Origin of the sequence: Curtobacterium sp. MCBD17_008 (genome assembly GCF_003234475.1) — a bacterium.
GTDB lineage: Bacteria > Actinomycetota > Actinomycetes > Actinomycetales > Microbacteriaceae > Curtobacterium.
Genome location: NZ_QKTK01000011.1, coordinates 1 through 19,434, shown reverse-complemented (window position 1 = coordinate 19,434; position 19,434 = coordinate 1). Strand labels below are relative to the sequence as shown.

Here is a 19,434-nt window from a genome sequence, read left to right as displayed (position 1 = left end):
GGGCGGTCCCGACGGCGTCGTCGGTCAGTCTTCGGTCTTGCGCTTCGTGGTGTCGACGTCCTCGACCCGCTCGCCGTAGATCGGCTCGCCGTTCAGCTCGGTGACGTGGTCCGCCGCGGGCTCGGTCGTGGTGGTTGTCTCGACGGCCTCGGGGGTCTCCTCCGGCACGACGCGGGACAGGGTCTGGCGGTGCACCGTGACGACGGTGCCCGGTGCGATCTCGACGTCTGCGGTGACCTTCTCGTCGTCGACGGACACGAGCGTGCCGTAGAGGCCGAACGAGAGCATGACACGGGCACCGGGGACCATCTGGCTGGCGGTCTCCGACTGCTGCTTCTTGCGCTTGCGGCTGCTGTAGAACATGAAGGCCGCGAACGCCACGATGATGATGATGAGGAAGTACTGGTCCATGGGGACCCTCCGGTCGGTCGAGCGGTTTCGGGCGCGAGCAGTCTAGAGCACGCAGATGTCCGGTCCTTCACGCACCGTCGGCGTCGAACAACCCCGGCTGTGCTGCGGCCTGTCCGGGCGTGAGCCCGAAGTGCCGCCAGGCCTGCGGGGTCGCGATGCGGCCGCGCGGGGTCCGCGTGACGAGCCCGATGCGGACGAGGAACGGCTCGACGACCGACTCGATCGTCTCGGACTCCTCGCCGACGGACACCGCGAGCGTGTTGAGCCCGACCGGGCCGCCGTCGAAGCGGGTGAGCATCGTCTCGAGCACGGCGCGGTCGAGCCGGTCCAGGCCGTACTCGTCGACGTCGTACAGGTCGAGTGCGCCCTGGACCGCGGCCATGCCGTCCCGGGTGCCGTGCACGAGCGCGAAGTCGCGGACCCGTCGCAGCAGCCGGTTCGCGATGCGCGGGGTCCCGCGGGAGCGCCCGGCGATCTCCCGCAGGGCGTACCGGTCGAAGTCGAGTTCGAGCAGGTGGGCGGCGCGGATGAGGACCTGCTCGAGCTCGTCACGCTCGTAGAACTCCAGGTGCGCGGTGAAGCCGAAACGGTCGCGCAGCGGGTTCGGCAGGAGTCCGGCCCGGGTGGTCGCACCGACGAGGGTGAACGGGGCGAGGTCGAGCGGGATGCTCGTCGCACCGGCGCCCTTGCCGACCATGACGTCGATGCGGAAGTCCTCCATCGCGAGGTAGAGCATCTCCTCGGCCGATCGGGCCATCCGGTGGATCTCGTCGATGAACAGCACCTCGCCGGGCATGAGCGACGAGAGGACGGCGGCGAGGTCACCCGCGTGCTGGATGGCCGGGCCGCTCGACATCCGCAGGGGGCGGTTCGACTCGTGCGCCACGATCATCGCGAGCGTCGTCTTGCCGAGTCCGGGCGGTCCGGCCATCAGGATGTGGTCCGGCGTCCGGTCCTGCATGGCAGCGGCCTTGAGGAGCAGGTCCAACTGCCCGCGGACCTTCCGCTGCCCGACGAACTCGTCGAGGGACTTCGGGCGGAGCGCTCCCTCGAACGCGAGCTCCTCGGGCGACTGGGCGTCGGCCGCGGTGATGCCGCCGCTCATCGACCGGCACCCGCCGGTCGGAGCGTGCCGAGCGCGGCGCGGAGGAGCGCCTGCGTCCCCATCTGGGCGACGCCGGGCTCGTTCGCGACGGCGTCGTCGACGGCCGACCGGGCGGCCTCCTCGCGCCAGCCGAGCCCGACCAGTGCGATGACGACGTCCTCGGAGGCGGGGTGCGCGGCGACCGCACCGGCGGCAGCCGAGGCGGTCGGCGCCTCGAACGCGGCGAGCTTGCCGGCGAGGGCGACGATGATGAGCTTGGCCGTCTTCGGACCGATCCCGGAGACCTTCCGGAACGCGGCGTCGTCGTCGTTCGCGACGGCGTTCGCCACCTGTGCCGCGGTCATCTGCCCGAGGACGCCGAGGGCGGACTTCGGCCCGACGCCGGAGACGCTGCGCAGCAGGTCGAACACGCGGAGCGCCTCGACCGAGTCGAAACCGAACAGCTCGAAGGCGTCGTCGCGGACGATGAGCGCCGTGCGGACGAACACCTCTGCGCCGTGGCGCATGGTCAGGGCGTGCGCCGGCGTGACCGTCACCGCGTAGCCGACTCCCCCGACCTCGACCACGGCGGTCGATCCGGCCACGTCGATGCAGGTGCCCCGGAGACTCGCGATCATGCCCCGAGCCTAGGGCGGACCGCGGACGTCCTCGGACCGCCGCTCCGCACGAGCGGGGACGCCGCGCTCCGCCCGGCTGCACCGGCCTGCGCGTCACGCCACGCGCGCTGCGCGGGCGTGAGCGTCTGCGTGCCGGTGCTGACGGCGTCCGGCGAGCCGAGCCTCCAGGCATGGCACACCGCGAGGGCGAGCGCGTCCGCGGCGTCCGCCGGTCTCGGTGCCTCGGCCAGGCCGAGGACCCGCGCGACCATCGCCTGCACCTGCCGCTTGTCCGCGTTGCCGTACCCGGTGATGGCGGCCTTCACCTCGGACGGGGTGTGCAGCCCGACCGGCAGCCCGCGCGCCGCTGCGGCGTGCAGGGCGAGCCCGGACGCCTGCGCGGTCCCCATCACGGTGCGCACGTTCGCCTGGGCGAAGACGCGTTCCACGGCGACGGCGTCCGGACGGTGCGTGTCGATCTGCTCCGCGATGCCCTCCGCGATCGCGAGCAACCGCAGTTCCAGGGCCATGTCCGCCGGGGTGCGGACGACCGTCACGTGCACGAGGCGGGCGCGCCGGTCCGGCGTGACCTCGACCACGCCGACACCGCACCGGGTGAGCCCGGGGTCCACCCCGAGCACGCGGAGCACGGTCTTATTCCTCGTCCTCGTCGAGCTCGGCCTGCACGTCGGCGGGCACGTCGAAGTTCGCGTACACGTTCTGCACGTCGTCCGAGTCCTCGAGCGCGTCGATGAGCTTGAACACCTTGCGGGCGGTGTCGGCGTCGACCTCGACCTTGAGGTTCGGCACGAACTCGGCGTCGGCGGAGTCGTAGTCGATCCCCGCGTCCTGCAGGGCCGTGCGTGCCTGGACGAGGTCGGACGCCTCGGTGATGACCTCGAAGCCGCCGCCCTGGTCGATGACGTCCTCGACACCGGCGTCGAGCACGGCCGTCATGACGTCGTCCTCGGAGAGCCCGTCGGTCTTCGTGACCGAGATGACACCCTTGCGGTTGAAGTTGTAGGCGACGCTGCCCGGGTCGGCCATGGTGCCGCCGTTGCGCGACATCGCGGTCCGGACCTCGGCCGCAGCGCGGTTCTTGTTGTCGGTGAGGCACTCGATGAGCAGCGCGACGCCGTTCGGGCCGTAGCCCTCGTACATGATCGTCGTGTACTCGATCGACTCACCGGTCAGGCCGGCACCGCGCTTGACGGCACGGTCGATGTTGTCGTTCGGCACCGAGGTCTTCTTGGCCTTCTGGACCGCGTCGACCAGCGTCGGGTTGCCCGACATGTCGGCGCCGCCCATCTTCGCGGCGACCTCGATGTTCTTGATGAGCTTGGCGAACGACTTCGCACGGCGCTGGTCGATGACCGCCTTCTTGTGCTTGGTCGTTGCCCACTTGGAATGCCCGGACACGGTTCTCCTTGCGTCTAGCCGAAAATCCGGTCCAGTCTACCGACCCGGGAGGCTCGGCCGCCCTCCGCCTCGCTGGCGCGGCCGACCGGCGGCCCGGCTCAGGCGGAACGGACCAGGTCGAGGAAGCGCCGGTGGAAGCGGTCCTCCCCCGCGACCTCCGGGTGGAAAGCGCTCGCCAACACGTTGCCCTGCTGCACCGCGACGACCTGCCCGTCGGTCAGCGCCCCGAGCACGCGCACGTCGACGCCGTGCTCCTCGACCACGGGCGCCCGGATGAACACCGCGTGCACGGGGTCCGCGCCGAGTTCCGGCATCGGGATGTCCGTCTCGAACGAGTCGTTCTGGTTGCCGAAGGCGTTGCGTCGGACCGTCGTGTCGAGGATCCCGAGCGTGTGCTGCCCGGCGATGCCGTCGGTGATCCGCGCGCTCAGCATGATCATGCCCGCGCAGGTGCCGTAGGCCGGCAGGCCAGCCCGGATGGCATCGGCGAGCGGTTCCGCGAGGCCGAACGTCCGGGACAGCTTGTCCATCACGCTCGACTCACCGCCGGGGATGACGACGCCGTCGAGCGCCGCCAACTCCTCCGGACGGCGGAGCGGCACGACGTCGGCGCCGAGCTCCGTGAGGGACGAGATGTGCTCGCGGAAGTCCCCCTGCAGGGCGAGGACGCCGATCCGGGGCGCGGCGTTACCAGCCACGCTCGGCGAGGCGGTGCGGCGCGGGGACGTCGGCCACGTTGATGCCGACCATCGCCTCGCCCAGCCCACGCGAGACCTCGGCGATGACCTTCGGGTCGTCGTGGAAGGTCACGGCCTTGACGATCGCCGCGGCGCGCTTGGCCGGGTCACCGGACTTGAAGATCCCGGAGCCGACGAACACGCCGTCCGCGCCGAGCTGCATCATCATCGCGGCGTCGGCGGGGGTGGCGACACCACCGGCGGTGAAGAGCACCACCGGGAGCGAGCCGGTCTGCGCGACCTCCTTCACGACGTCGTACGGGGCCTGCAGCTCCTTGGCGGCGACGTAGAGCTCGTCTTCCTTGAGGTTCCGCAGCGCCGCGATCTCCTTCGAGATGGTGCGGATGTGGCGCGTCGCCTCGGACACGTCGCCGGTGCCGGCCTCGCCCTTGGAGCGGATCATGGCCGCGCCCTCGGTGATGCGGCGGAGGGCCTCGCCGAGGTTCGTCGCACCGCAGACGAAGGGCGTCGTGAAGCCCCACTTGTCGATGTGGTTGACGTAGTCGGCGGGCGAGAGCACCTCGGACTCGTCGATGTAGTCGACGCCGAGCTCCTGGAGCACCTGGGCCTCGACGAAGTGGCCGATGCGGGCCTTCGCCATGACCGGGATCGACACGGCGGCGATGATCTCCTCGATCATCGACGGGTCGGACATGCGGGCGACACCACCCTGCGCACGGATGTCGGCCGGGACGCGCTCGAGGGCCATGACGGCGGTGGCGCCGGCTTCCTCGGCGATGCGGGCCTGGTCGGCGTCGATCACGTCCATGATGACGCCGCCCTTGAGCATCTCCGCGAGGCCGCGCTTGACGCGTGAGGACCCGGTGGTCGAAGTGGCGGTGACGGTGCTGGGGGTGCTGTCGCTCATGATCCCCCCAGTCTAGTGCTCCGGCCACCCCTCGGCGACGAGTCGACGGGTCTCGCCGAGCATCTGCGAGAGCGACTTCGTCCGGGCGATGATCGGGAAGAAGTTGGCGTCCGACTGCCACCGCGGCACGATGTGCTGGTGCAGGTGTGCGGCAACACCGGCGCCGGCGACCTCGCCCTGGTTCATCCCGATGTTGAACCCGTCGCAGTGGGCGACCCGGCGGAGGACCCGCATCGCGGTCTGGGTCAGCTCGCCGATCTCCTGCAGTTCCTCCGGCGTCACCTCGTCGTAGAGCGGGACGTGTCGGTACGGGCAGACGAGCAGGTGGCCGTTGTTGTACGGGTACAGGTTGAGCAGCACGTACGCGTGCTCGCCCCGCGCGACGATGAGGGCTTCGCGATCGGACTTCCGCGGTGCCTCGCAGAACGGGCAGTCGTCACGGTGCCCGCGACCCTCGCCCGCCCGGCCGGCGTCGATGTACGCCATCCGGTGCGGGTTCCACAGGCGCTGGAAGGCGTCCGGGACCGCCGCCTGGGTGGCGGCGTCCCGGATCACCAGCGGGTCGCCCTCGTCGTCGAGCGGGCCGGACATCAGACCTGCACGCGGTCGCGGATGGCCGTCGTGATGCGCTCGACGGCCTCGTCCACGGGCACGCCGTTGTCCTGGCGGCCGTCCCGGAACCGGAAGCTGACGGCCCCGGCGTCGCGGTCGTCGCCGCCCGCGATGAGCTGGAACGGCACCTTCGCCTTGGTGTGCGTTCGGATCTTCTTCTGCATGCGGTCGTCCGAGTGGTCGACCTCGGCGCGCACGCCCTTCGCACGGAGCTTCGCGACCACCTCGTCGAGGTAGTCGCCGTACTCCTCGGCGACGGGGATCGCGACGACCTGCACCGGGGACAGCCAGACCGGGAACGCCCCCGCGTAGTGCTCGGTCAGGACGCCGAAGAACCGCTCGATCGACCCGAACAGGGCACGGTGGATCATCACCGGGCGCTGACGGGTGCCGTCGGCAGCCGTGTACTCGATGCCGAACCGCTCGGGGAGGTTGAAGTCGAGCTGAACGGTGGACATCTGCCAGGTGCGGCCGATGGCGTCGCGCGCCTGCACGGAGATCTTCGGGCCGTAGAAGGCCGCACCGGCGGGGTCGGCGACGAGTTCGAGCCCGGACTCCTCGGCGACCTCGCGCAGGGTGTTCGTCGCGACCTCCCAGACCTCGTCGTCGCCGACGTACTTCTCGGGGTCCTTGGTGGAGAGCTCGAGGTAGAAGTCGTCGAGACCGTAGTCGCGGAGCAGGGACAGCACGAACTGGAGGGTCGTGGTGAGCTCCTCCTTCATCTTCTCCTGCGTGGTGAAGATGTGCGCGTCGTCCTGGGTCAGGCCGCGGACCCGGGTGAGACCGTGGATGACGCCGGACTTCTCGTTGCGGTAGACCGTGCCGAACTCGAACATCCGCAGCGGCAGGTCGCGGTAGGAGCGGGCCTGCGACCGGTACGCCAGGATGTGCATCGGGCAGTTCATGGGCTTGAGGTAGTAGTCCGCGCCCTGTCGGGTGACGTTGCCGTCCTCGTCCCGCGCCTCGTCCATGTGCATGGGCGGGAACATGCCGTCCTTGTACCACCCGAGGTGACCGGACTGCTCGAACAGGTCGCCCTTGGTGATGTGCGGCGTGTAGACGAACGAGTAGCCCTCCTGCTCGTGCCGCCGACGCGAGTAGTCCTCCATCTCGCGGCGGATGATGCCGCCCTTCGGGTGGAAGATCGCCAGGCCGGAGCCGATCTCGTCCGGGAACGAGAACAGGTCGAGTTCGGCGCCGAGCTTGCGGTGGTCGCGCTTCGCTGCCTCCTCGAGGCGCACGAGGTACGCCTTGAGCTGGTCCTTGTCGGGCCAGGCGGTGCCGTACACGCGCTGCAGCTGCGGGTTCTTCTCCGACCCGCGCCAGTAGGCGGCGGCGACGCGCATGAGCTTCGCCGCGTTGCCGATCCACCGGGTGTGCGGGACGTGCGGGCCGCGGCAGAGGTCCTGCCAGACGACCTCGCCGGACTTCGGGTCGACGTTCTCGTACACGGTGAGCTCGCCCGCGCCGACCTCGACGCTCTCGCCCGAGTCGCCATCGGCAGCGGCGCCCTTCAGGCCGATGAGCTCCTGCTTGTAGGGCTCCCCCGCCATGAGCTCGCGGGCCTCGTCGTCCGTCACGACCCGGCGGCGGAAGCGCTGGGCCTGCTTGACGATGCGGTCCATGCCCTTCTCGATCGCCTTGAGGTCCTCGGGCGTGAAGGGCTCGGCCACGTCGAAGTCGTAGTAGAAGCCGTCGGTGACCGGCGGCCCGATGCCGAGCTTCGCGTCCGGGTTGATCTGCTGCACCGCCTGCGCGAGCACGTGCGCGGCGGAGTGCCGGAGGATGTCGAGGCCGTCCTGCTCGTCGAGGGTCACCGGCTCGACGACGTCGCCGGCCGCCACCTCGGCCGCCAGGTCCTTGAGCACACCGGCCACCCGGACGGCGACGACACCGCGGACGCCGTCGAACAGATCGGTGCCCGTCGTGGTCGTCGTCGCGGTGCGGGGCTCGGGTGCCTGGGGCACGTCGGCGGGCTCGGCGGGTTCTGCGGCGACTGACTCGGTCACGATGGTGGGACTCCTCGATCGGATTGGGTGCGTCAAGACTAGTGCGGGCGCGGTCGCCGGACGGCACCGGCGCCGACCCGCGGAGTCCGTCGCCGAGGCTCAGGCCGGCACGGCGCCGAGGGTGGTGACGGGCAGACGCGGTTCGAGCCGCTCGCGGCCGGACAGCCCGTCGAGTTCGAGCAGGGCGGCGAACCCGATCGCCTCGTACCCCGCGCGCTCGAGCAGCGTCACGGTCGCGGCCGCCGTGCCCCCGGTGGCGAGGACGTCGTCGACGACGAGCACCCGGGTGCCGGGTTCGAGCTGGCCGGGGCGCAACTCGAGTTCGGCCTCCCCGTACTCGAGCGCGTACTGCTCGCTGAGCACCTCGCCGGGCAGCTTGCCGGCCTTGCGCACGGTCAGGACGCCGACCTGGTGCTGCGCCGCGATGCCGCCGGCGAGGGCGAACCCGCGCGCCTCGATGCCGGCGACGGCCGCGAACCCCGCACCCACCGCGAACGGTGCGGCGAGGGCCTCACAGACGCGCCCGAAGGCGATCGGATCGGCGAACACCGGCGTCACGTCACGGAACAGCACGCCCGGCTTCGGGAAGTCGGGGACGATCTGGGTGAGGCGCTCGACGAGGGCAGCGGCGGTTTCCTTCATGCCGTCAACCGTACGGGCCAACGGGGGTGCGGCCCGGACGCCGACCGGCCGGCTGGAGTCGGGCGGGAGGCGCGGGACGGATCGGTCCCGCGCCTCCCGTCCGCTGGTCGCCACCGGGCGACTCAGCGCCACTGCCGTGGTCCGGTGACGAGGAGCAGCCACTCGGCCTCACGGACGAGACGCGCCTCGTGCTCGCACTGCCGGCGGAGTTCCTCGGCCGGGTCGATCTCGTGGGGCTGTCGCCGCGTGCGGCGGCTCCACACGATGAGGGCGAGTCCGAGCCGGAGCGCCAGACGGTCCGGCAGTGACACCGGCCGGGGCGCGCCGGTGGGCGGCCGGACGGGTCGGAGGAGGGTCTTCGATGACATGGTGTTCTCATTTCAGGGGATTGCCGGAGATCCACGGGATTGCCGGAGGAAGGGTCGACGGAATGACCCGGGAAACGGGTCGGGGAATGACCTGCTGCATTTCGTCGACGATGCCCCGGAGGGCGCGACGGAACACCTCGATCAATGCATGCGGATCCGTTTCTGCATGCGTGCGAGATGTCAGCAGGTCCGGGAACGAACGCGCCGTCCCGTCACCCGGACCGACTCGACGGCGCCGACCGTCGACGACGTCGACGGCGGTGCCGGGCTCGGCTCGGGGACACCCCTCGGAGGAGCGACCGGCGACTGCGGACCAGCGAGCCGGTCCGACAGCACGGGGCGGTCGGCCTGCTCCGCTCGTCAGCGCCGGCGGTCAGTGCCGCCGGAGCAGCACATCCACGAGGAGGTCGGACCGGGCATCGAGCACGAGCAGTGGCTCAGCGTACGAGCCCGTCAGACGGGAGGACGGTCCGGTCAGCAGGAACCGGAGACGGGACCGGTGGTTCCACGGAATGCCCGGAACGGCGTGAGTGTGGTGATCAATGTCGGCCCCCTTTCGGCACGGTTCTGCGGTCGCTCGGACCTTCGGATTCCCGACGCGTCGGTATTCCGTTCGCGTCGGGAGAACACTATCCAGACGCAGGAGGACTCCGCAACCCTTCCCCCGGCATTCCGTGGAATTGCATTCCCGAACACACGACGAAGCCCCCGGCACCGATGGTGCCGGGGGCTTCGTCGTGGGGAGTCGCTAGACCGCGACGGATGCGTCGACCAGTGCGACGACCTCGTCGTCCACGACGTCGATGCGGACCGTGACGCCGTCGTGCGTGGCGCCCTCGACCACCAGCTCCGCGATGCGGTCGTCGACCTCGCGCTGGATGAGACGACGGAGCGGACGGGCGCCGTACTCCGGCTCGTAGCCGTGCTCGGCGAGCCAGTCGGTCGCCGACTCGGACACCGAGAGCACCATGCCCTGCGCCGCCAGCCGGGACGCCGTGTCCTGCAGGAGCAGCGACACGATCGAGCGCAGCTGCCCGCGCTCGAGCTTGCGGAACAGCACGATCTCGTCGATCCGGTTGATGAACTCCGGCCGCATCGACTCGCGCAGCCTGCCCATCACGCGGTTGCGGAGGTCGTCCTCGGCGTAGCCGCCGTCCGCCGCCACCGAGAAGCCGAGCGCACCCGAGCGGGACGCGAGGAACTCCGACCCGATGTTCGAGGTCATGATGACCACCGTGTTCCGGAAGTCGACCGTCCGGCCCTGTCCGTCGGTGAGCCGTCCGTCGTCGAGCACCTGCAGGAGCAGGTTGAACACGTCCGGGTGCGCCTTCTCGACCTCGTCGAGCAGGATCACCGAGTACGGGTTCCGACGGACGCGCTCGGTCAGCTGTCCGGCCTCGTCGTAGCCGACGTACCCCGGAGGGGCACCGACGAGTCGCGAGACCGTGTGGCGTTCGCCGAACTCGCTCATGTCGAAGCGGAGCATCGCCGACTCGTCCCCGAACAGCGACGAGGCCAGCGCCTTGGCGAGCTCGGTCTTGCCGACACCGGTCGGTCCGAGGAACAGGAAGCTGCCGACCGGGCGACGCGGGTCGCCCATCCCGGTGCGACTGCGTCGGACCGCCTTCGCGATCGCCCGCACGGCGTCGTCCTGGCCGACCACGCGGTCGTGCAGCTCGGACTCCAGGCCCGCGAGGCGGGTCTTGTCGGCCGACCCGAGGCGGGTCACCGGGATCCCGGTGACGCGGGACACCACGGCTGCGATGTCCGCCTCGGTGATGACGTCGTCCACGGGGTGCGCGACGGAGGACGCGGCCACGTCACCCGTGTCGGCGGCGGTGATCCGGGCCTCCAGTCCGGCGATCTCGTCGCGGAGGCCGGACGCCTCCTCGTACTGCTCCTCGGCGACGGCGCGGTCCTTGCGGGCCGTGAGGTCGGCGACCTCGGCACGGAGCGCGTCGACGTCGACGTCGCCCGACCGGGCGAGGCGACGGCGGGCACCGGCCTGGTCGATGAGGTCGATGGCCTTGTCCGGCAGGTGCCGGTCGGTCACGTAGCGGTGCGAGAGCTCGACGGCCGCTCGGAGCGCCTCGTCGGAGTACGTCACGCCGTGGTGCTCGGCGTAGCGGGGGCTGAGACCGGTGAGGATCGCGACCGCGTCCTCCACGCTCGGCTCCCCCACCGTCACGGGCTGGAAGCGACGCTCGAGTGCGGCGTCCTTCTCGATGCGGCGGTACTCCTTCAGCGTCGTCGCGCCGACGAGGTGCAGGTCACCGCGGGCGAGGCGCGGCTTGAGGATGTTGCCGGCGTCCATCGAACCGCCCTCGCCGCCGCCACCGGCGCCGACGACGGTGTGCAGCTCGTCGACGAAGACGATGAGCTCGTCCGCGTGCGCGGCGATCTCGTCCATCGCCTTGGTCAGGCGCTCCTCGAAGTCACCGCGGTACCGGGTGCCGGCGAGCATACCGGGCAGGTCGAGCGCGACGACGCGCTTGCCCTGCAGCAGGGCCGGGACGTCTCCGTCGACGATGCGCTGGGCGAGTCCCTCGACGATGGCGGTCTTGCCGACGCCGGGCTCGCCGATGAGGACCGGGTTGTTCTTGGTGCGGCGGAGCAGGATCTCGACGGCCTGCTCGATCTCGTCGGCGCGGCCGATCACCGGGTCGATGCGGCCGTCACGAGCGCGTGCCGTCAGGTCGGTGCCGTACTGGTCGAGCGTCGGGGTCTCCGACTGCTGGTCCTTGTCGGCGGTGGTGGTGGTGCCGGGCATGGGGCGCCCCTCTCGTGCGGCCTCGGCCGCGTCGTGCGCGTAGGACTGCATCACCTGCGGGGTGACGCCGGCGCTCGCGAGGAGTTGCCCCGCGACGGTGTCCTGGTCGGTGACGAGCGCGAAGAAGACGTGCTCGGGGTCGGTGTACGTGCTGCCGAACCCGCGCGCGGCCTGGGTGGCCTCGAGCAGGATCCGTTGCGCGGACGGGGTCAGGGCCGGGCGACCCTCGACACGGTCACCCGACGGCATCGGGAGGCGCTGTTCGACCTCGGCGGCGAACCGCTCGGGATCGGCCCCCGCGGACCGGAGGACGGCCGCGAAGGGCTCGGTGCCGACGAGCACGTGCAGCACGTGCAGCGCGTCGATCTCGTGCTGACCCTGCTCGACGGCGTACGCGGCCGTCTGCTGGAGCAGCTCGTGGGTGCGCCGGCTGAGGAGCCGGGTGATGTCGACCGGTCGTCCGAACGGCACGGACCGCTGGGACTGACCGGGGTTCTGCGAAGCCGCGAGCAGTCGTGCGAGGAACTCGTCGAACGAGTCGTTGCCGCCGGTCGGGCCGAACGTCTGTGGCAAAGGGACCTCCTGAGGAACTTGAGTGCCTTCGGCTCAATGCAACGCAGGAGGGCCGCGGTCATTCCCGTGTCCGGGAAGAAGTTGCGGCGAGTCGACTCAGGTCCGGGTGATGGCCGCCGTGCTCGCGTCGGTGACGCGCACCAGGTCGGCCGGGACCACCTCGATGTCGAACCCGCGGCGGCCGCCGGACACGAAGATCGTCGCGTGGTCGGCGGCCGACGCGTCCAGCACGGTGCGCAGTCGTGTCCGCTGTCCCACCGGACTGATCCCGCCGACGACGTACCCGGTGCGGCGTTCCGCGAGCGCGGGGTCCGCGAGCGACGCCTTCTTCCCGCCGACGGCCGCCGCGACGGCCTTGAGGTCGAGCCGGTCCGCCACGGGGACGATCGCCACCGCGAGTTCACCGTCGACCGACACCACGAGGGTCTTGAAGACCTGCTCCTCGCGGAGCCCGAGTGCCGCCGCTGCTTCCTCGCCGAAGTTCGTCGCGCTCTCGTGGTGCTCGTAGACGTGCGGCGTGTAGGGGACGCCGGCCCGCTCCAGCGCGACCGTCGCCGGGGTGCTCGGGGAAGCTGCGCTCATGCACCGATCCTGCCCCGCGTCCCCGGCACGTCTCCGGAGGCTCGCGGACGGTACGCTGAGCCGCACCATGACGGTCATCGAGGTGCTGCTCCGCGTGGTCTCCGCGCTGCACGCGCCGGGCCCCGCCGCGCTCGGTCACGCATGGGTCCCTGGTGCACCACCGGCCCTCGCGGTCGCCGTGCTCGGCGTCACCGTCGTGGGCGTCACCGTCGCCGGGATCGCCGCGCTCGCCGCAGCCGCGCTCGTGCTGCGGCTCGTCGCCCTGCTCATCACCGCGGTCGGAGCGGACCGTCTCCCGGTGCCCTCCACGGCACCGGACCTCGTCACCCGGATCGCCTGGAGCGACCCGGATGCGGACGGGCACGTGCGGTCACGGGCTCCGGGGGGCGTCCCGGCGGTCTGACACCGGTCGGTGTCGGGCCGCGCTCGCGCCCGACCCCTCCGATCGAAGGACCATCCATGGACATCACCACCCTGCCCGGCCTCAGCGCCGTGCTGCACGCCGGCGCGGACCTCGTCGCCGTCCTCACCGACGCCCTCACCCCGGTCGCGGGACCGGCAGCAGCGGCGCTCGCCGTCGTCGTGCTGACCCTCGCGGTCCGCGTCCTGCTCGTCCCGCTGTCCGTGCTGCAGGTCCGGGCGGAGCGGGACCGTCGCCGCCTCGCACCGCGGATCGCGGAACTCCGCCGACGTGCCGGTCGCGACACCGCACGGTTCCAGCGGTCACTCCAGGAGCTGTACACGGCCGAACGGGTGGCACCGCTGGCCGGGTGTCTGCCCGTCCTCGCGCAGGCCCCCGTCGTCTCGCTGCTCTACACGGTCTTCACGCACGCGAGCATCGACGGGACGGTCAACACCCTGCTCCGCGCCACTCTCGTCGGCATCCCGCTCGCGCAGTCGGCGGTCACGGTCCTGACGTCCCCGCTCTGGGTGCACGGCTGGGTCGTGCTCGTGCTGCTCGCGGTGCTCGTCGTCGCGGTCGAGCACACGCGTCGGGCGCAGGCGCACTGGAACCCGGCACCGGCCGCCGACCCGGACGTCACCGTGCCGGGGGCAGCCGTCACGGCCGGGATCGCACGGTGGGTCCCGTTCGTCTTCGCCGCGGTCGCGCCGCTCGCCGCCGCCCTGTACCTGGTCACGAGCGCCGTGTGGACGCTCGCGGAGCGCGCGGTCCTGCGCCGGCTCGTGCGGTGACGGCGGGCGCGGGGCCGAACGAGCCGCGGGTCAGCCGCCCTGGCCCTCCTGCTGCGGTCCCTGGTCGACCGGGTCGTACTCGGTGTCGCGGCCCTGTTCCTCCTCGGGGAGCGGGACGTGGCGTTCGGTGCCGCTGCCGCCCGGGCTCGTCGCGACGTAGTCGGCCGCGCCGGACTGGGTGTCGTGGCTGAGCGGTTCGAGGGTCTCCTCGTCGACGTCCGCCGGTGTGGAACCGGTGGCGTCGGCGGGCACCGCCGGGTCGGTCGACTGGTCGTTCTGCGCGTCGGTCATCCCTCGGGCGTACTCCCCCCGGTCTGGGTGGGCGCCGACACCGCTGCGGTGGCAGTCTTGCCCCAGGCGTGACGACGAGGAGCGCGCATGAGCCGGACCGACGACGACGCGGCAGCACGTGCCCGTCTCGAACGCATCGCCTGGGGCGCCGCGTCGACACCCACCGAGGCCGCCCGCGCCCGCATCGCGCTGGCGGACCTCGACCAGGAGGCCCGGAGGCGCCCCCGCTCCGACGTCGCGCCCGCCACGTCCTCCGGCGCCGACGGTCGACGGGCGGCGGCCCGCCCCGCGTCGCGACGTGGCCGGTCGGCCGGTCCGGAGGGCGACCCGACCGACGACGACGCGGTCATCCCGGGCGTCGGCGGGGACGCCGACGTCCGCGACCCCGGCGAGCACCGGGTCGACGACCACCGGGCCGACGACCACCGGGCCGACGACCAGCGGGTCGGCGGGGACGGGGTCGGAGAGGGCGGCGTCGCGGTCGGCGGCGCGGACGACGGCGGCGCGGATCGCGACGCGCCCGACCGAGGCGGATCGGGCCTCCTCGCCGGTGCCCGACGGCTGGCCGACCGGGCGCGCCGGACCGACCGGACCGTGCTCTGGGCGTCCGGTGCCGGCGCCGTCGTGGTCGGACTGGTGCTCGGCACCGGCGTCGGACTCTCGGTCGGCGCGAGATCCGCGGAACCCGGTCGCGCCACCGTGACCCCGGCGGCCGGCACGGTCACCGTCGAACAGATGCTCGACCTGCCGCAGACCTTCGCCGACCAACTCCCCGGCTCCATCGAGGCCCCGGTCGCGCTGCGCTCGACGCGGCTCGTCTTCACGAACCGCTCGCTGTCGGGCGACGCGGCGGGCACGCCGTGGAACGTGTGGGCGGCGGTCGGACGGGACCCGTCGACCATCTGCCTCGTCGCCACGGCGGACCGGATCGAGGGGACGAGCGCCTGCTACCCCCGCGAGGACGCCCTCCACGGCACGGTCTCGCTCTCCGCGACGTCGGCCAGCGGGACGCTGTGGGTGCGCCTGGTCGGCGGCGCGGTACGCGGCACGGTCACGAGCACCGCCACGAGTCGGATGTACTGACGGCTCCTGCCCGCGCGGCGTTGGAGCGCTCCTGAGAGCCACCCGGGTGCTCTCGCGCGAACCGGATCGAGCGTGCAACACTGGACGGGCGCACTCGCCGTGGAGTGGCAAGAACTCCGTCTCCACATCCCGTCCACCCGAGCGCGCTCTCCCCCGGCCGACCCGTCGTCCGCGCGCGCTCCTCCACGTCCTCGAGGAGGTCAGCCGCCGTGTCCACCACCAGCAACCAGACCGTCCACCCGTACACGACGCCGATCACCGTCACGACGTCGTCGGTGGTCGGGATCGCCGTGCTCGGGCTCGCCACGTTCTTCGCCATCACGACCGAACTCATGCCGGTCGGCCTGCTCGGGACCATGAGCCGCGACCTCGGCGTGACCGAGTCGACCATGGGCGTCGTCATCACGGTGTACGCGGCCGCCGTCGCGCTGCTCGCGCTGCCGTTGACGTCCCTCACGGCGAAGCTGCCGCGCAAGACCGTGCTCGTCGCCACCCTCGTCGGGTACACCGTGTCGAACGCGCTCGTCGCCCTCGCGCCCTCGTTCGCCGTCGTCTGCGCCGGCCGGGTCGTGGGTGGCGTCGCGCACGCCCTGTTCTTCTCCGTCGCGTCCGCGTACGCCACCCGGATCGTGCCGCCGCGGCTGGCCGGCCGGGCCATCGCGTTCGTCTACTCCGGGAGCTCGCTCGGCTTCGTGATCGGCGTGCCGCTCGCCACCGGCGTCGGCGAGACGGTCGGCTGGCGACCGGCCGTCGGCGGGGTCGCCGCGTGCGCCGCCGTCCTCGCCGTGGTCGCGGCGGCCTTCCTCCCCTCCGTTCGCGGGGCCGCGTCCCCGCACGTCGGGTCCCCCAGAGCGTGGGCCCGGACCGGACTGCTCTCCGTCGTCGTCGCGGACCTGCTGCTGTTCGCCGGGCACTACGTCGTGTACACGTACGTCGGCCCCTACGTCGTCGACGCCGGGCTCGACGCCGGCATGGTGTCCGGCGCGCTGCTCGTGCTCGGCGGCACCGGCGTGGTCGGACTCTGGCTCGCCGGGCTGTTCGTCGACCGCGCACCACGGCAGACGCTGGTCGTGTCGATCGCCGCGATGGCCGCCGCCTTCGTCGTGATGCCGTTCACGCACGGGTCCCTGGCCGGCACGATGCTCGTCGCCGGGGTCTGGATGGCGGCGAACGGCACGACCGGGACGCTCTTCATGGCCGCCGCGATCCGCACCGGCGGGGTCAGCCCGGAGATCGCAGGCGCCCTGGTGAACGGCGCGTCGAACATCGGCATCGCGGGTGGTGCCGCGCTCGGGGGGCAGGTGCTCGGGCTCTCCGGGCTGCAGACGCTGCCGTTCGCCGGGGCGGTCGTGCTCCTCGGCGGGCTCTCCGTCGTCGTGCTCGCGCGCCGCGGGTTCCCGGTGCACACGACCGCGCAGCCGCACCTCAGCACGTCGTCGATCGAGGTCCTGACCTCGTCGCTGGCCGTCGTCACGAGTTCGATCCCGACCGTGAGCCGTGCGATCCAGACGATCACGGGCTCCGTCGCCACGGTCCACCGGGCGGCGACGGGCTCGATCCGCACCGCGACCGGCTCCGTCGGGACCGTCGGCGAGCGGTAGCGCTCCGCGCACGCCCGACGCTCGCCCTTCCCCGTCGTGCTCGGACGGCGGAGACGGGAGGTGTCAGGTGCGCGCTGCGAGGGCGTCGAGCGCGGCGACCTGCCCCGCCACGACGAGCCCGCGAGCGCAGTCGACCGGCGTCCAACGCGCGTCGTCGACCTCGGGCACCTCGACGAACCGACCGGAGCCGCGCGGCAGCTCGAGCGCGACGGTGTTGCTGCGCACCACGTCGACGGAGAAGTCCGGTGCGTGCAGCGTGTGGACCGTGACGACCTTGCCCGAGGCCTGCCGGAAGTCGCCGAGCAGGTGCGGGACACCGTCCGGCGGTGCTGTGCCGATCTCCTCGGTGAACTCCCGCAGCGCCGTGGTCAGGGTGTCCTCGCCCGCGACCGGTTCGCCCTTCGGGATCGTCCACGCCCGCGGCCGCCGACGCCAGAACGGGCCACCCATGTGCGCGATGAACACCTCGAGGGCGGGACCGCTCCCCCGGTGCAGCAGGAGACCGGCGGAACGGAGGGGCACGGTCGGAGACTACCCTCGCGCGCATGCGCAGCATCGGACTCCGCGACGGCCGCTCGGTCCTCGTGGACGACACCGCACCGGACGCCGTCCGGCCCACCGTGGTGTGGCACCACGAGTCCCCGCACACGGGCGCCCTCTTCGAGCCGCTCACCAGCGCGGCGGCTGCCCGCGGGCTCCGTCTCGTCGCGGTGACCCGACCGGGCTACGGCGGAGCCGACCCCCTGCCCGGACGACGCGTCGCGGACGGCGCTCGCGACCTCGAACAGGTCCTCGACGCGCTGGGACTCCCCCGCGTCGCGGTCCTCGGCGGGTCCGGTGGTGGCCCGCACGCGCTCGCCGCCGCGGCACTGCTGCCCGGCCGGGTCGCCGCCGCAGCCGTCGTCGCCTCGCCCGCGCCGTTCGACGACACGACCGGGTGGTGGGACGGCATGGCGGCCGACGGTGGCCTCCGGTCGGCCGCCGCCGGACGGGAGGCCCGTCTCGCCTGGGCGTCGACCGCCACGTTCGACCCGTCCCAGTTCGTCGACCGCGACTGGGCGGCCCTGGACGGGGACTGGGCCGCGCTCGGGCAGGACGCGACGGCGGCGGGTGGGTCGGGCCTGCAGGGCGCGACCGACGACGACGTGGCGTTCGTCACCGACTGGGGGTTCCCGCTGTCCGCCGTGACCGTCCCGACGACCGTCGTGCACGGAGCCCGCGACCGGGTCGTGCCGGTCGCACACGGGCGGCGCCTCGCCGCGGCACTCCCCGCCGTGGCGTACGAGGAGCGGCCCGCGGACGGACACATCTCGGCGCTGACCGCCGTCCCGGTGCTCCTGGACCGGCTCGCCGCGGTGCTGCGCTGACCCGCTCCGCGGTCGCGGGGCACCCGGACCGGGTCGCGCGTCCGAGACGGACGTGTCGGCTCAGCCGAACCTGCTCCTGAGCACGTCAGCGGTCCGGTCGGTGAGGAAGCGCACACCGGCGCGGTTCGGGTGGAGCGCGCCGGGACGGAGGTCGATCCGGCTCAGGCCGCCGAGCGACTCGAGCGAGATCCCCTCGACGTAGGCGCCCTTCCGCGCGCACGCCGAGTGCGCCTGCGTCTCGGCGAACACCTCGACGAAGGTCGCCCCCGCGGCCTGCGCCGCGTTCCGGGTCACGTCGTCCAGCTGCTCCTGCACGCCGTGCAGCCAGCGGACGTCGGCGTCGGTGAACGGGTAGGTGTCCCGGGGGAACCGCCCGGCCAGGGTCCCCAGGTCGACGGCCGGGCGGAAGCAGCCCGACGACGGGGTGTGTGTCGCGTCGGGGAAGATCGCCGGGTACCCGAGCACGATCACCGTGGCGTTCGGCGCTGCGGCCCGGACGTCGGCGAGCGTCTCGGCGACGCCGAGGGCGACGCGGCCCTGGATCTTGGCGCCGAGGGTGTCCACCCCGTCGGACGCGAGCGTCGATCGGCAGGACGGGGCGTTCTGGCCGGAGAACACCGGGCCGGTGGCGGACAGTGCCAGGCACGAGCCCGCGGTGCCGAACAGGTCGGCGTCGTTGCCGCCGATCGTCAGTGTCACGAGCCGCGTGTCGGCGGACAGCGCCTCGAGTTGCGGCCGGGCGCCGCGGAACTGCACGCGGTCCCGGACGTCCTCGCTCGTCGCGCCCGCGCAGGTGACGTCGGTGAGGTCGAGTCCGAAGCGGGCGGCGATGCGGTGCGGGTAGTCCTCGCCGGACTGCGCGCACGCCCGGACCGGGAGCCCGGTGGGGTGCCCGAGCCCGTACCCGGCGGAGTACGAGTCACCGAGCGCGACGTACGCACTGCCCGGCGGCAGCCCGGCGAGCGTCTCAGGCGGGTCGTCGGTGGCCGGGAAGGGTTGTGGGACGGGCCAGAGCGGAGCGGCGACGGCGGCACCGGGAGCGGTCGGTGTGCCCGGTACCCCGCCGACCGACGCCGTCCCCGCCAGCAGGACGGTCGCGACGAGTGCGGTGAGGACGCGGGGGACGGTCGAGCGGCGCAGGGTGGGCTCCGGAACGGGTTCGGGTGGGTGGGCGGCCCGACGGGCGGGGTCGAGCGGGCACGGGCG

The 19,434-nt window shown here is 72.5% G+C and carries 21 protein-coding genes; 5 read left to right on the top strand and 16 right to left on the bottom strand.

Annotated elements, in window-relative coordinates; all coding sequences use genetic code 11:
* Window positions 1-24: 24 nt before the first annotated feature.
* From yajC to ybaK, 13 genes are all read right to left on the bottom strand, one after another.
* Window positions 25-411: a preprotein translocase subunit YajC gene (gene yajC, locus DEI95_RS11200; protein WP_110824939.1), complete on the bottom strand. Its 387-nt coding sequence runs from the start codon at window positions 409-411 to the stop codon at window positions 25-27.
* A gap of 67 nt (window positions 412-478) precedes the next feature.
* Entirely contained in the window at window positions 479-1,516 is a 1,038-nt protein-coding gene (gene ruvB / locus DEI95_RS11195) for a Holliday junction branch migration DNA helicase RuvB (RefSeq protein ID WP_110824938.1), read from the bottom strand.
* On the bottom strand, window positions 1,513-2,133 hold the full coding sequence (gene ruvA / locus DEI95_RS11190) for a Holliday junction branch migration protein RuvA (RefSeq protein WP_110824937.1): 621 nt from the start codon (window positions 2,131-2,133) through the stop codon (window positions 1,513-1,515). The genes ruvB and ruvA overlap by 4 nt, the downstream gene beginning before the upstream one ends.
* Window positions 2,130-2,762 carry a crossover junction endodeoxyribonuclease RuvC gene (ruvC, locus tag DEI95_RS11185; protein WP_110824936.1) on the bottom strand — a complete coding sequence of 211 codons (633 nt, stop codon included), beginning with the start codon at window positions 2,760-2,762 and terminating at the stop codon, window positions 2,130-2,132. The genes ruvA and ruvC overlap by 4 nt, the downstream gene beginning before the upstream one ends.
* A gap of 4 nt (window positions 2,763-2,766) precedes the next feature.
* Entirely contained in the window at window positions 2,767-3,531 is a 765-nt protein-coding gene (locus DEI95_RS11180) for a YebC/PmpR family DNA-binding transcriptional regulator (protein ID WP_110824935.1), read from the bottom strand.
* Window positions 3,532-3,629: 98 nt separating this feature from the next.
* The gene (gene pdxT / locus DEI95_RS11175) at window positions 3,630-4,229 is read right to left on the bottom strand and encodes a pyridoxal 5'-phosphate synthase glutaminase subunit PdxT (RefSeq protein WP_111060278.1); all 600 of its coding nucleotides are present in this window, start codon (window positions 4,227-4,229) and stop codon (window positions 3,630-3,632) included.
* The gene (gene pdxS, locus DEI95_RS11170; protein WP_110824933.1) at window positions 4,219-5,136 is read right to left on the bottom strand and encodes a pyridoxal 5'-phosphate synthase lyase subunit PdxS; all 918 of its coding nucleotides are present in this window, start codon (window positions 5,134-5,136) and stop codon (window positions 4,219-4,221) included. Before pdxS ends, pdxT begins: the two co-directional genes overlap by 11 nt.
* Window positions 5,137-5,148: 12 nt before the next feature.
* A complete protein-coding gene (locus DEI95_RS11165; RefSeq protein ID WP_110824932.1) occupies window positions 5,149-5,727 on the bottom strand; it encodes an HIT domain-containing protein in 579 nt (192 codons plus the stop codon).
* Complete coding sequence (thrS, locus tag DEI95_RS11160; RefSeq protein WP_111060315.1) at window positions 5,727-7,715, bottom strand: threonine--tRNA ligase; 1,989 nt, start codon at window positions 7,713-7,715, stop codon at window positions 5,727-5,729. The genes DEI95_RS11165 and thrS overlap by 1 nt, the downstream gene beginning before the upstream one ends.
* 141 nt (window positions 7,716-7,856) lie before the next feature.
* A complete protein-coding gene (locus tag DEI95_RS11155) occupies window positions 7,857-8,399 on the bottom strand; it encodes an adenine phosphoribosyltransferase (protein WP_111060277.1) in 543 nt (180 codons plus the stop codon).
* Between the two features lie 122 nt (window positions 8,400-8,521).
* A complete protein-coding gene (locus DEI95_RS11150; protein WP_110824930.1) occupies window positions 8,522-8,767 on the bottom strand; it encodes a hypothetical protein in 246 nt (81 codons plus the stop codon).
* Window positions 8,768-9,515: 748 nt separating this feature from the next.
* Window positions 9,516-12,110 carry an ATP-dependent Clp protease ATP-binding subunit gene (locus DEI95_RS11145; protein WP_111060276.1) on the bottom strand — a complete coding sequence of 865 codons (2,595 nt, stop codon included), beginning with the start codon at window positions 12,108-12,110 and terminating at the stop codon, window positions 9,516-9,518.
* A 96-nt stretch (window positions 12,111-12,206) separates the two neighbouring features.
* On the bottom strand, window positions 12,207-12,692 hold the full coding sequence (ybaK, locus tag DEI95_RS11140) for a Cys-tRNA(Pro) deacylase (protein WP_110824928.1): 486 nt from the start codon (window positions 12,690-12,692) through the stop codon (window positions 12,207-12,209).
* A gap of 67 nt (window positions 12,693-12,759) precedes the next feature.
* Between ybaK and DEI95_RS16710 the strand changes: the two genes are divergently transcribed.
* Together DEI95_RS16710 and yidC are read left to right on the top strand one after the other, a co-directional pair.
* Window positions 12,760-13,095: a DUF6412 domain-containing protein gene (locus DEI95_RS16710; protein ID WP_181419540.1), complete on the top strand. Its 336-nt coding sequence runs from the start codon at window positions 12,760-12,762 to the stop codon at window positions 13,093-13,095.
* Window positions 13,096-13,151: 56 nt separating this feature from the next.
* Window positions 13,152-13,886 carry a membrane protein insertase YidC gene (yidC, locus tag DEI95_RS11135; protein WP_181436292.1) on the top strand — a complete coding sequence of 245 codons (735 nt, stop codon included), beginning with the start codon at window positions 13,152-13,154 and terminating at the stop codon, window positions 13,884-13,886.
* 30 nt (window positions 13,887-13,916) lie between these two features.
* Here yidC and DEI95_RS11130 read toward each other — a convergent pair whose 3' ends face one another.
* Window positions 13,917-14,177 carry a hypothetical protein gene (locus DEI95_RS11130; protein ID WP_110824926.1) on the bottom strand — a complete coding sequence of 87 codons (261 nt, stop codon included), beginning with the start codon at window positions 14,175-14,177 and terminating at the stop codon, window positions 13,917-13,919.
* Between the two features lie 87 nt (window positions 14,178-14,264).
* Here DEI95_RS11130 and DEI95_RS11125 point away from each other — a divergent pair, with 87 nt between their 5' ends.
* Both DEI95_RS11125 and DEI95_RS11120 read left to right on the top strand, forming a co-directional pair.
* Entirely contained in the window at window positions 14,265-15,260 is a 996-nt protein-coding gene (locus DEI95_RS11125; RefSeq protein ID WP_111060274.1) for a hypothetical protein, read from the top strand.
* A 209-nt stretch (window positions 15,261-15,469) separates the two neighbouring features.
* Window positions 15,470-16,861: an MFS transporter gene (locus DEI95_RS11120; protein ID WP_111060273.1), complete on the top strand. Its 1,392-nt coding sequence runs from the start codon at window positions 15,470-15,472 to the stop codon at window positions 16,859-16,861.
* Between the two features lie 63 nt (window positions 16,862-16,924).
* On the opposite strand, the gene DEI95_RS11115 is transcribed toward DEI95_RS11120, so the two are convergent.
* Window positions 16,925-17,383, bottom strand: coding sequence for an NUDIX domain-containing protein (locus DEI95_RS11115; protein WP_111060272.1), 459 nt, complete (start codon window positions 17,381-17,383; stop codon window positions 16,925-16,927).
* A 23-nt stretch (window positions 17,384-17,406) separates the two neighbouring features.
* Between DEI95_RS11115 and DEI95_RS11110 the strand changes: the two genes are divergently transcribed.
* Window positions 17,407-18,228, top strand: a complete 822-nt coding sequence (locus DEI95_RS11110) for an alpha/beta fold hydrolase (RefSeq protein WP_110824922.1) — start codon at window positions 17,407-17,409, stop codon at window positions 18,226-18,228.
* Between the two features lie 60 nt (window positions 18,229-18,288).
* On the opposite strand, the gene DEI95_RS11105 is transcribed toward DEI95_RS11110, so the two are convergent.
* A partial coding sequence (locus tag DEI95_RS11105; protein WP_111060271.1) for an SGNH/GDSL hydrolase family protein occupies window positions 18,289-19,434 on the bottom strand: 1,146 nt, incomplete at its 5' end.